The 12,362-nt window shown below is 68.1% G+C and carries 9 protein-coding genes and 2 pseudogenes; all 11 read left to right on the top strand.

Annotated features, from left to right (window positions below; all coding sequences use genetic code 11):
- On the top strand, positions 1-460 hold a 460-nt coding region (locus ADK60_RS18905), incomplete at its 5' end, for an oligopeptide/dipeptide ABC transporter ATP-binding protein (RefSeq protein WP_199839694.1).
- A gap of 197 nt (positions 461-657) precedes the next feature.
- Positions 658-2,280, top strand: coding sequence for a peptide ABC transporter substrate-binding protein (locus ADK60_RS18900; protein WP_045944817.1), 1,623 nt, complete (start codon positions 658-660; stop codon positions 2,278-2,280).
- Positions 2,281-2,397: 117 nt separating this feature from the next.
- Positions 2,398-3,324 carry an ABC transporter permease gene (locus tag ADK60_RS18895; protein ID WP_045944816.1) on the top strand — a complete coding sequence of 309 codons (927 nt, stop codon included), beginning with the start codon at positions 2,398-2,400 and terminating at the stop codon, positions 3,322-3,324.
- A 76-nt stretch (positions 3,325-3,400) separates the two neighbouring features.
- Positions 3,401-4,315, top strand: coding sequence for an ABC transporter permease (locus ADK60_RS18890; RefSeq protein WP_045944819.1), 915 nt, complete (start codon positions 3,401-3,403; stop codon positions 4,313-4,315).
- Between the two features lie 15 nt (positions 4,316-4,330).
- Positions 4,331-5,358 (top strand): annotated as a pseudogene (locus ADK60_RS18885) (ABC transporter ATP-binding protein).
- On the top strand, positions 5,348-6,451 hold the full coding sequence (locus ADK60_RS18880; protein ID WP_053647454.1) for an ABC transporter ATP-binding protein: 1,104 nt from the start codon (positions 5,348-5,350) through the stop codon (positions 6,449-6,451). The pseudogene ADK60_RS18885 and the gene ADK60_RS18880 overlap by 11 nt, the downstream one beginning before the upstream one ends.
- Positions 6,452-6,883: 432 nt before the next feature.
- Positions 6,884-8,530 carry a peptide ABC transporter substrate-binding protein gene (locus tag ADK60_RS18875; RefSeq protein ID WP_053647452.1) on the top strand — a complete coding sequence of 549 codons (1,647 nt, stop codon included), beginning with the start codon at positions 6,884-6,886 and terminating at the stop codon, positions 8,528-8,530.
- A gap of 93 nt (positions 8,531-8,623) precedes the next feature.
- Positions 8,624-9,568 carry an ABC transporter permease gene (locus ADK60_RS18870; RefSeq protein WP_045944978.1) on the top strand — a complete coding sequence of 315 codons (945 nt, stop codon included), beginning with the start codon at positions 8,624-8,626 and terminating at the stop codon, positions 9,566-9,568.
- The gene (locus ADK60_RS18865) at positions 9,561-10,628 is read left to right on the top strand and encodes an ABC transporter permease (RefSeq protein ID WP_079008494.1); all 1,068 of its coding nucleotides are present in this window, start codon (positions 9,561-9,563) and stop codon (positions 10,626-10,628) included. The genes ADK60_RS18870 and ADK60_RS18865 overlap by 8 nt, the downstream gene beginning before the upstream one ends.
- Before the next feature lie 24 nt (positions 10,629-10,652).
- Positions 10,653-11,739 (top strand): annotated as a pseudogene (locus ADK60_RS18860) (ABC transporter ATP-binding protein).
- Positions 11,732-12,362, top strand: a 631-nt coding sequence (locus ADK60_RS18855; protein ID WP_159400488.1) for an ATP-binding cassette domain-containing protein, incomplete at its 3' end; no start/stop codon positions are given. The pseudogene ADK60_RS18860 and the gene ADK60_RS18855, both read left to right, overlap by 8 nt.

Below are 12,362 nucleotides of genomic sequence, written 5' to 3'. Positions count from 1 at the left end.
GGCCCTCGACGTCTCGGTCCAGGCCCAGGTGATCAACCTGCTGGAGCAGCTCCAGAACGAGTTCGAGCTCTCCTACATGTTCATCGCCCACGACCTCTCCATCGTCCGGCACATCTCCGACCGCGTCGGCGTGATGTACCTCGGCAAGATGGTCGAGATCGGCACGGACGAGGAGATCTACGAGAACGCCACCCACCCGTACACCCAGGCGCTGCTCTCCGCGGTGCCGGTGCCGGACCCGACGGCCCGTGAGTCCCGTGACCGGATCATCCTGACCGGTGACATCCCCTCGCCGGCCAACCCGCCGTCGGGCTGCCGCTTCCGCACCCGCTGCTGGAAGGCCGAGGAGCGCTGCTCGACCGAGGTCCCGCTGCTGGCGGTGCCCGAGGTGCTGAGCGGTGCGGCCAAGCACGAGTCGGCGTGCCACTTCGCCGAGGTCCGGGAGCCGGCCGCGGCCTGAGCCCGCGTCCGACCCCGCCCGGAGGGGCCCGTAGCCGTTCGCGGCACGGGCCCCTCCGGCGTTTCCCGGCTCGGACGGACGGGGCGTCAACCGGGCGCGGCGGCCGTGCACCCGTCCGGGGGTACCCGACTCGCGCCGCCACGGTGCCGCGCTTCTCATGGGGTGTGATGCGTCACACACCTTGAGGAGGGACCTCCATGCCCGTGGCCACCCGTGCTCGATGGGTCCTCGCCGCAGCGACGTCCGTGGCCCTGGTGGCCAGCGGGTGCAGCAGCAGCGACGGCGGCAGCAGCGGTTCGTCGAACAGCAGCAAGACCTTCAGTTACCAGAGCAGTGAGCCGCAGAACCCGCTGCAGCCGGCCAACGCCAACGAGACCGGCGGCGGGCGCATCATCCAGAACCTCTTCAAGGGGCTGGTCGACTACGACCCCTCGAACGCGAAGATCCGGATGCAGGTCGCGGACAGCATCGACACCAGCGACTCGCAGACCTTCAACGTCACGATGAAGAGCGGCTGGACGTTCCACGACGGCACGCCGGTCAAGGCGAGCAACTTCGTCGACGCCTGGAACTGGGGCGCGACCACCAGCAACAACCAGATCAACAGCTCCTGGTTCTCCGACATCGAGGGCTACCAGGACGTCCACCCGGCCAGCGGCCAGCCGACCGCGAGCAAGATGTCCGGGCTGACCGTCACGGACGACACGCACTTCACCATCAAGCTGCGGAACAAGGTCTCGTACTTCGAGTACAAGCTCGGCTACATCGCCTTCTCCCCGCTGCCGGACTCCTTCTTCAACGACCCGACCGGCGCCGGTCAGAAGCCGGTGGGCAACGGCCCGTACCAGTTCGTCAGCTGGGACCACAACCAGCAGGTGGTCACCAAGGCCTACCCGAACTACCAGGGCGTGGACAAGCCGAAGAACGGCGGCGTCGTCTTCAAGATGTACAGCACGGCCGAGGCCGCCTACGCCGACCTCCAGTCCAACAACCTGGACGTGATGGACCAGGTGCCGCCGTCCGCGCTGGCCACCTACAAGACCGACCTGGGCGACCGGGCGATCGACTCGCCGCAGGGCGCCATCCAGAACATCGGCTTCACGCTCTACCAGGCGGACTGGGCCGCGCCGGAGAAGGCCCAGGTCCGCCAGGGCATCTCGATGGCGATCGACCGCGACACCATCACCAAGACGGTGCTCCAGGGGTCGCGCGCGCCCGCCAGCGCCTGGGTCGCCGAGGGCGTCGAGGGGTACAAGGCGGGCCAGTGCGGTGACTTCTGCACGTTCAACGCGGACAAGGCCAAGCAGCTGATCGCCCAGGGCGGCGGCGTCCCGGGGAACACCCTGACCATCACCTACAACGCGGACGGCGGCCACAAGGAGTGGGTCGACGCGGTCTGCAACTCGATCCGGCAGAGCACCGGCGTCAACTGCACGGGTGACCCGAAGCCCGACTTCAAGACCGCCCGTGCGGCGATCACCGGCCACCAGATCAACGGCATGTTCCGGACCGGCTGGGTGCAGGACTACCCGTTGAACGCCAACTTCCTCGCCGACGTCTACCGCACCGGCGCCGCGTCCAACGACTTCGGCTACAGCAGCCCGCAGTTCGACCAGCTGTCCACCCAGGCGGACCAGGCGGACAGCGTCCAGGCCTCGGTGACCGGCTACCAGCAGGCCGAGGCGGTGCTGGCGACCGACATGCCGGCCATCCCGCTCTGGTACTACCGCACCAACTCGGGCTACTCCAGCAACGTCCAGAACGTGGCGTTCGACTCCTTCGGCAACCCGGCCTGGACCCAGGTCGAGGTCAAGGGCTGAGCCCCCTCCCCGCGCCGGCCCCGCCCTCCCCGCACGGGGGGCGGGGCCCGGGCACTCGGTCCAACGGCCCTCCGCACCCGGTCACGGGCCGACCAGTCACCTAGGAAGGAGGCTCGGATGGGAAGTTACGTGCTGCGGCGGGTGCTGCAGATGATCCCGGTGTTCTTCGGCTCCACATTCCTGATCTTCCTGATGGTCTACACGCTGCCGGGCGACCCGGTCGCGGCGCTCTTCGGGGACAAGGCCGCCGACCCGGCGGTGGTGGCCAACCTGAAGCACCGGTACTACCTCGACCAGCCGGTGTGGAAGCAGTACCTGCACTACATGGGCAACCTGTTCCAGGGCGACTTCGGGACGAGCTTCACCGGCCGTTCGGTCACCGACATCATGGCGGACGCCTTCCCGGTCACCATCCGGCTGGCCCTGATGGCCTTCGCCTTCGAGCTGGTCGTCGGGCTCGCGCTCGGCCTGGTCTCCGGCCTCAGCCGGGGCAGCATCCAGGACACCCTGGTGCTGGTCCTGACCCTGGTGGTGATCTCGATCCCGGTGTTCGTGCTCGCCTACATCGCCCAGACGATCTTCGCGACCAACCTGGGCTGGGTCACCCCGACGGTGCAGAACTCCAAGGACCTCTCCCAGCTGATCCTGCCCGCGATCGTGCTGGGTTCGCTCTCCCTCGCGTACGTCGCCCGGCTCACCCGGACGTCGATCGGGGAGAACCTGCGGGCCGACTACATGCGCACCGCGGTCGCCAAGGGCCTGCCCCGGCGGACCATCATCTCCCGGCACCTGCTGCGCAACTCGCTGATCCCGGTGGTCACCTTCCTCGGCACCGACCTCGGCGCGCTCATGGGCGGCGCGATCGTGACCGAGGGGATCTTCAACGTGCAGGGCATCGGCAACGTCCTGTACCGGGCGATCAACCAGAAGGAGGGCCCCACCGTGGTCGGCATCGTGACCGTCCTGGTGATCGTGTACCTGGTCGCCTCCCTGATCGTCGACCTGCTCTACGCGGTCCTGGACCCGAGGATCCGCTATGCCTGACCTGCATGACGAGGGCGAGTTCAAGCCGCACCCGGCCCCCGGCGTCGACCACCTCGACTACGCCGGCGAGCAGGGCATGGCGGTCGAGCAGGAGACCCTGGTGGAGGGCGACCCGGCCAAACGCGAGGAGGCCCGCAGCCTCTGGGGCGACGCCTGGCGGGACCTCCGCCGGCGGCCGATCTTCCTGATCTCGGCGCTGCTGATCCTGCTGCTGATCGTGATGTCGATCTTCCCCTGGGCGTTCACGGACGCCAACCCACGCCAGGCCGACCTGATCCACAACTTCCTCAAGCGCCCGGACTGGTCGGACTTCTTCGGTGCCGGCTGGTTCGGCTACGACGGCCAGGGCCGCTCCATCTACGCCCGGGTGGTCTACGGGGCCCGGGCCTCGATCACCGTCGGCATCTTCGTGACCCTCGGGGTCACCCTGCTCGGCGGGCTGACCGGCATGGTCGCCGGGTACTTCGGCGGCGCGGTGGACGCGGTGATCTCCCGCATCATCGACATCTTCTTCGGCATTCCGTTGCTGCTCGGCGCGCTGGTCCTGCTGGGCGCCTTCTCCGCCCGCACGGTGTGGAGCGTGGTCGTCGCCCTGGCCGTCCTCGGCTGGACGCAGATCGCGCGCGTCATGCGCGGCGCCGTCCTGACCGTGAAGCAGGCCGACTACGTGATGGCCGGCCGCGCACTCGGCGCGGGCACCGGGCGGCTGATGTTCCGGCACATCCTGCCGAACGCGCTCGCGCCGGTGATCGTCGTCGCCACCATCGCGCTGGGCGGCTACATCGCGACCGAGGCCACCCTGAGCTTCCTCGGCATCGGGCTGCAGGATCCGACCATCTCCTGGGGCATCGACATCGCCTCCGCCCAGAAGGTGATCCGAACGGCCCCGTACGTGCTCTTCTTCCCGGCCGCGGCGCTCTCCATCACCGTGCTGGCCTTCATCATGCTGGGCGACGCGGTCCGCGACGCCCTCGACCCGAAGCTTCGCTGAGCGAGGGGACGCATCGTGACCACAGCTGTCGACACGGGCAAGCCGCAGCGGGAGACGCCCTACGAGGGACCGCTGCTCGACGTCCGTGACCTGCACGTCGAGTTCGTCACCAGGGACGGGGTGGCGAGAGCGGTCAACGGGGTCAACTACAGCGTCCGCGCGGGGGAGACGCTGGCGGTGCTCGGGGAGTCCGGTTCGGGCAAGTCGGTGACCGCGCAGGCGATCATGGGCATCCTGGACATGCCGCCGGCCCGCATCCCCAAGGGGGAGATCCGCTTCCGCGGCCAGGACATGCTGACGATGGGCAAGGAGGAGCGGCGGAAGATCCGGGGCCAGAAGATCGCGATGATCTTCCAGGACGCGCTCTCCTCGCTGAACCCGGTGCTCACCGTCGGGTTCCAGCTCGGCGAGATGTTCCGCGCCCACCACGGGACGTCGCGCAAGGGGGCCAAGGAGAAGGCCGTCGAGCTGATGGACCGGGTGCGCATCCCGGCCGCCAAGGACCGGGTCAACGACTATCCGCACCAGTTCTGATCGCGATGGCGCTGGCGCTGGAGCCGGACCTGATCATCGCGGACGAGCCCACCACCGCCCTGGACGTCACCGTCCAGGCCCAGGTGATGGACCTGCTCGCGGAGCTGCAGGCCGAGTTCCACATGGGGCTGATCCTGATCACCCACGACCTGGGCGTGGTCGCGGACGTCGCCGACAAGATCGCGGTGATGTACGCCGGCCGGATCGTGGAGACGGCACCCGTGCACGAGCTGTACGCCCGCCCGGCGCACCCGTACACCCGGGGACTGCTGGACTCGATCCCGCGCCTGGACCAGAAGGGCCAGGAGCTGTACGCGATCAAGGGCCTGCCGCCCAATCTGCTGCGGATCCCGCCGGGCTGCGCCTTCAACCCGCGCTGCCCGCGGGCCCAGGACATCTGTCGACAGGAGGTGCCGAAGCTGTTCCCGGTCACCGAGGACGACGGCACCGAACTGGCCGGGCGGGGCAGCGCCTGCTTCTTCTGGAAGGAGACCCTCCATGACCGTTGACGGGGCCGGCGCACTCGACTCGCCGGCGGAGGCCGCCTTCGCCCAGGAGGTGGCGAGCGGCGAGCCGATCCTCGAAGTCCGCGACCTGATCAAGCACTTCCCGCTCACCAAGGGCATCCTGTTCAAGAAGCAGATCGGCGCCGTCAAGGCCGTCGACGGGGTCTCCTTCGACCTCATGCAGGGCGAGACGCTGGGTATCGTCGGCGAGTCCGGCTGTGGCAAGTCCACGCTGGCCAAGGTGCTGATGAACCTGGAGCCGGCCACCGGCGGCTCGGTGAAGTACAAGGGCGAGGAGATCTCCAAGCTGTCCGGCGCGGGCCTCAAGGCCGTCCGCCGGAACATCCAGATGGTGTTCCAGGACCCGTACACCTCGCTGAACCCGCGCATGACGGTCGGCGACATCATCGGGGAACCCTTCGAGATCCACCCGGAGGTGGCGCCCAAGGGCGACCGCCGCAAGGCGGTCCAGGACCTGCTGGACGTCGTCGGCCTGAACCCGGAGTACATCAACCGGTACCCGCACCAGTTCTCCGGCGGTCAGCGCCAGCGCATCGGCATCGCCCGCGGCCTGGCGCTCAAGCCGGAGGTGATCATCTGCGACGAGCCGGTCTCGGCGCTGGACGTCTCGGTCCAGGCCCAGGTGATCAACCTGCTGGAGCAGCTCCAGGGGGAGTTCAACCTCTCCTACATGTTCATCGCCCACGACCTCTCCATCGTCCGGCACATCTCCGACCGCGTCGGGGTGATGTACCTCGGCAGGATGGTCGAGATCGGCAGTGATCTGGAGATCTACGACCACGCCACCCATCCGTACACCCAGGCGCTGCTGTCCGCGGTGCCGGTGCCGGACCCGGCGGCGCGCGAGGTCCGGGACCGGATCGTGCTGACGGGGGACGTGCCCTCGCCGGCCAACCCGCCGTCCGGCTGCCGCTTCCGCACCCGCTGCTGGCTGGCCCAGGAGCGGTGTGCGACGGAGGTGCCGCTGCTGGCGGTGCCGGGCTGGCTGTCCGGGCTCGCCGCGCACGATTCGGCCTGCCATTTCGCGGCCGAGCGCGGGGGGACGACCCCGAGCGAACGGTCGGAAAGCGGTTGACAGTGGGCCCCTGCCCCGTCGGCGGAGCGCGTCCTCCTTCTGGAGGGCGCGCTCCCTTTTTGTCCACCCGCCGACCTGCGGGAATTCCGGCGGACGCCGACGGGTGATCATCGAATTTGATCATTACGCTTCGTAAATATTCGAATACCGGTGCTATCGGTCCGCTATCCGAAAAGCGGAGCCGATGACTCCGCGCGCGATATGGCGGAATTTGCCGAGTATTGTCATGGCTTGATCCCGGCATGTAATTGAAAAGAGATGTGACGGCGATTCCACCGAAGGGGTCGGGTGATCGATAGTTGCTCTGCGCGTATCAGTGGTCACCTCGCCGGCTGTGCGGATCGGCCCTGAGATGTCGAACCCCGCCGTGCGCGGCACACCGACTGGCGGGGCGCCGTTCGTTCCCAAGCCCCTAAATCGAGGAGCAGTTGAATGAGGCTCACCAAGACGATGCGCTGGACCGCGCTGGCCGCGTGCACCGCGCTCGCGATCTCCGCGTGCACCACCGGCAGCGGCAAGAAGTCCTCGGACGGGGCGAACGCGTCGGGCAAGAAGGGCGGCTCGATCAGCATCGAGTCGGGTGAGCCGCAGCACGGTCTGATCCCGCAGAACACCGCGGAGTCCGAGGGTGCCCAGGTGCTGGCGCAGGTCTTCGCCGGCCTGGTCGAGTACGACCGCAAGACGAACGAGCCGGGCCTGCGGGTCGCGGAGTCGATCGAGACCCCCGACAGCAAGGTCTGGACGATCAAGCTGAAGGACGGCTACACCTTCCACAACGGGGAGAAGGTCACCGCGCAGTCCTTCGTCGACGCGTGGAACTGGGGCGCCAACCAGGACAACGCGGCCGAGGGCCTGCCCTTCTTCTCCAAGATCGAGGGCGCCGAGGAGCTGTCCCCGGGCAAAGACAAGAAGCCGACCACCGACAAGCTCAAGGGCCTGAAGGTGATCGACGACAAGACCTTCACCGTCACGCTGAGCGCCCCGTTCTCGCAGTTCAAGGTCATGCTGGGTTACACCGCCTTCTACCCGCTGCCGAAGGCCTTCTTCCAGGACAAGAAGGCTTTCGAGGAGTCCCCGATCGGCAACGGCCCGTTCCAGATGGACGGGAAGTGGGAGCACAACCAGCAGATCAAGGTCAAGCGCTACGAGAACTTCCCGGAGGCGGACGGAAAGGCCAAGCTGGATTCCGTCACGTTCAAGATTTACGACAAGCTGGAAACAGCCTACAACGACCTCCGGGCCAACAACATCCAGATCACCAACAAGCTCCCGATCTCGGCGATGGCGACCGTCGCCCAGGAATTCGGTGACCGTTACATCTACAAGCCGGAGTCGGGCGTCGGCTTCATCGGCTTCCCGATCGCGACCAACCCGACCGCGTACGGCAAGCCGGAGGTCCGCAAGGCGATCTCGATGGCGATCGACCGCGAGGCGATCACCAAGACCATCTTCTCCGGTACCCGCGTCCCGGCCGACGACTTCATCAGCCCGATCATCCCGGGCTACCGCAAGGGCGCCATGGGCGACGCGGCGAAGTACGACCCGGCCAAGGCCAAGGCGCTGTGGGACTCCGTCGGCGGCGTCCCGAACAACACCATCGAGCTGGGCTACAACGCCGACGGCGGCCACAAGGAGTGGATGGAGGCGGTCGGCAACCAGCTGAAGAAGAACCTGGGCGTCGAGGTCACCTTCAAGCCGTTCGAGAAGTTCGGCAAGATCCTGGACGCGCTGGGCGCCAAGGAGTACTCCGGCGCCTTCCGGATGGCCTGGCAGATGGACTACCCGTCCATGGAGAACTACCTGCGGCCGATCTTCTCCAAGGTCGCGATCGAGAACGGCTCGAACTACGGCGGCTACGTCAACGAGCAGTTCGAGTCGCTGCTGGACCAGGCCGACCAGGCCAAGTCGGTGGAGGACGGCCAGAAGCTGTACCAGCAGGCCGACGACATCCTGATCAAGGAACTGCCGTACATCCCGGTCTACACCTACATGACCTCGGCGGCCTACACCAAGACCGTCAAGAACGTGGTCGTGGACGCCCAGAACCGCATCGACCTGGCCAACGTCGAGCTGGCCTGACCTCCGTCCAGTCCGAACGGCACGCCGGCGCGGGCGGCACGGGCAATCCCCGTGCCGCCCGGCACCGGCGTGCCCCGATCATGAGGAGACCGCATGGGCCGCTATGTGGTCCGCCGGATCATCCAGGCCATACCTGTGATCCTCGGCGCGACGTTCCTGATCTACGCACTGGTCTTCCTGCTTCCTGGTGACCCCATCGCGGCACTGGCCGGTGAGAAGAGGCAGGACCCCGCCGTGGTGGCCGTCCTACGGGACCGGTACCACCTCGACGACCCGTTCTTCGTCCAGTACTGGGACTACCTGATCGGCCTGTTCAAGGGCGACTTCGGCGAGGACTACCGGGGCAACCAGGTCGTCGACGTGATGCAGCGGGCCTTCCCGTACACCATCAACCTGGCGTTCGTCGCCCTGGCCATCGAGATGGCGGTGGGCGTCACCGCCGGTGTGGTCGCCGCCCTGCGGCGCGGCAAGTTCATCGACAACGTGGTGCTGATCTCGACCCTCATGGTCATCTCGATCCCGGTCTTCGTGATCGGCTTCGTGCTCCAGCTGCTCATCGGGGTGAAGCTCAACACCGATTACGGCATCGACTTCTTCCCGGTCTCCTTCAACGAGGAGGCCGGTTTCCGTTCGTACCTGCTGCCGGGCTACGTCCTGGCCTCGACCTCGCTGGCGTACGTCGCCCGGCTGACCCGGACCAGCCTGATCGAGGTGATGCGGGCCGACTACGTCCGGACGGCGGTGGCCAAGGGGCTCAGCCCGCTGCGGGTGGTGGTCCGGCACGGTCTGCGCAACGCGCTGATCCCGATCGTCACCTTCCTGGGCATGGACCTCGGCGGCCTGATGGGCGGCGCGGTCATCACCGAGGGCATCTTCAACATCCCCGGCGTCGGACACCAGCTCTTCCAGTCCGTCTACCTGCGGGAACGCACCATCGTCGTGGGCATCGTGAGCGCCCTGGTGATGGTCTACCTGTTCGCCAACCTGGTGGTCGACCTCCTGTACGCCGTCCTGGACCCGAGGATCCGCTATGAGTGAGCCGACGAAGAGCGAGAACACGGGCACGGGGATCCCGGGGCAGTCCGGCTCCGGCTCGGCCGCGGGCGGGCCGGCCGCCGAGGCGGCCTCCGCGACCGCCAAGGGCTCCGCGACCGCCAAGGGCTCCGCGAGCGCCAAGGGCTCCGCGAGCGCCAAGGGCTCCGCGAGCGCCAAGGGCTCCGGTGCGCCGGACGCCGGGAGCGAACGGGTCGCCAGCCTCTGGACCGACGCCTGGACGGACCTGCGGCGCAGCCCGCTGTTCCTGATCGGCGGGTTCCTGGTGCTGTTCATGGTCGTCCTCGCGGTCGCCCCGCAGCTGTTCACCGACGGCGACCCGCGCGCCGGCGGCTTCTGCAACCTGGCCGACTCGCTGAAGCGGCCCAGTGGTTCGCACTGGTTCGGCTTCGACGTCCAGGGCTGCGACATCTACACCCGCACCATCTGGGGCGCCCGCAACTCCATCATCGTCGGCATGGTGACCACCACGCTGGTGGTCCTGGTCGGCGGCAGCCTCGGCCTGTGGGCCGGCTGGATCGGCGGCATCGGGGACAGCGTGCTCTCCCGGGTCACCGAGATCTTCTTCGCGATCCCGCTGCTGCTCGGCGGCATGCTGATCATGTCCACCTGGGGCGAGGGCAACGCCTGGACCGTCTCCGCGGTGATGGCCGTGCTCGGCTGGCCGCAGATCTACCGGCTGATGCGCTCGGCGGTACTGGCCAACAAGCACAACGACTACGTGGTGGCCGCCCGGGCGCTCGGGGCGGGCACCGGCCGGATCGTCGGCCGGCACATCCTGCCGAACGCCGTCGCCCCGGTGATCGTGGTCTCGACGATCAACCTGGGCGTGTACATCGGTGCCGAGGCCGCGCTGTCCTACCTGGGCATCGGCATCCAGTCCCCGGCGATCTCCTGGGGCCTGATGATCAGCGACGCCCAGGCTCGGTTCCTGAACGCCCCGCACGTCCTGCTCTTCCCGGCCGCGGTGCTGAGCGTCACCGTGCTCGCGTTCATCATGCTCGGCGACGCGGTGCGCGACGCCCTCGACCCGAAGCTGCGCTGAGGAGGGCCGCGGACCATGACTGACATGACGAAACCGGCGAAGGACGGCGCCGGGCCGGGCCCGGACGCGGTGCAGGTGCTCGGCGGGAGCCGGGAGAGCCTGGTGCCCGGAACGCCCCTGCTGGAGGTCGACGACCTGCACATCGAGTTCCACACCCGGGACGGCGTCGCCAAGGCCGTCAACGGGGTGAGCTACTCGGTCGCGGCGGGGGAGACGCTGGCGGTGCTCGGCGAGTCCGGCTCGGGCAAGTCGGTGACCGCGCAGGCCATCATGGGCATCCTCGACATGCCGCCGGGGCGGATCACCAACGGCTCGATCCGGTTCCGGGGCGAGGACCTGCTCACCATGAGCCCCAAGGCGCGGCGGGCGGTGCGGGGCCGGAAGATCGCGATGATCTTCCAGGACGCGCTGTCCTCGCTCAACCCGGTGCTCAGCGTCGGCTACCAGCTCGGCGAGATGTTCCGGGTGCACCAGGGTGCCAGTCGCAAGGAGGCCAAGGAGAAGGCCGTCGAGCTGATGGAGCGGGTGCGCATCCCCGCCGCCCGTGAGCGCGTCGGCGACTATCCGCACCAGTTCTCCGGCGGTATGCGCCAGCGCATCATGGATCGCGATGGCGCTGGCGCTGGAGCCGGACCTGATCATCGCGGACGAGCCCACCACCGCCCTGGACGTCACCGTCCAGGCCCAGGTGATGGACCTGCTGGCCGAGTTGCAGGCCGAGTTCAACATGGGCCTGATCCTGATCACCCACGACCTGGGCGTGGTCGCGGACGTCGCCGACAAGATCGCGGTGATGTACGCCGGCCGGATCGTCGAGACCGCCCCGGTGCACGAGCTGTACGCCCGCCCGGCGCACCCGTACACCAAGGGACTGCTCAACTCGATCCCCCGGCTGGACCAGAAGGGCCAGAGCCTCTACGCGATCCAGGGCCTGCCGCCGAGCCTGCTGCGGATCCCGTCGGGGTGCGCGTTCAACCCGCGCTGCGACCGGGCCCAGGACGTCTGCCACACCGAACTCCCGCGCCTGGTCCCGGTGCTGGACGCCGAGGGGGCCGACCTGCCGGGCCGCCGCAGCGCCTGCCACTTCTGGAAGGAGACCCTCCATGGCTGAGCCGATCCTGGAGGTCAGGGACCTGGTCAAGCACTACCCGCTGACCCAGGGGGTCGTGCTCAAGAAGCAGGTCGGCGCGGTGCGGGCGGTGGACGGCGTCTCCTTCGCGCTGACCAAGGGCGAGACGCTGGGCATCGTCGGCGAGTCGGGCTGCGGCAAGTCCACGCTGGCCAAGGTGCTGATGAACCTGGAGAAGGCGACTTCGGGCCAGGTGCTGTTCAAGGGCGAGGACATCACCCGGCTCTCCGGGGCCGGGCTGAAGGCGGTGCGCCGGAACATCCAGATGGTGTTCCAGGACCCGTACACCTCGCTGAACCCGCGGATGACGGTCGGCGACATCATCGGGGAACCCTTCGAGATCCATCCGGAGGTGGCGCCCAAGGGCGACCGCCGCCGGGCGGTCCAGGACCTGCTGGACGTGGTGGGTCTGAACCCGGAGTACATCAACCGCTATCCGCACCAGTTCTCCGGCGGTCAGCGCCAGCGCATCGGCATCGCCCGCGGCCTGGCCCTCAAGCCCGAGGTCATCATCTGCGACGAACCGGTCTCGGCCCTCGACGTCTCGGTCCAGGCCCAGGTGATCAACCTGCTGGAGCAGCTCCAGAACGAGTTCGAGCTCTCCT

The organism is Streptomyces sp. XY431 (assembly GCF_001279805.1).
GTDB lineage: Bacteria > Actinomycetota > Actinomycetes > Streptomycetales > Streptomycetaceae > Kitasatospora > Kitasatospora purpeofusca.
The sequence above is the reverse complement of the archived record's forward strand: the minus strand, read 5'-3'. Positions and strand labels throughout refer to the sequence as shown.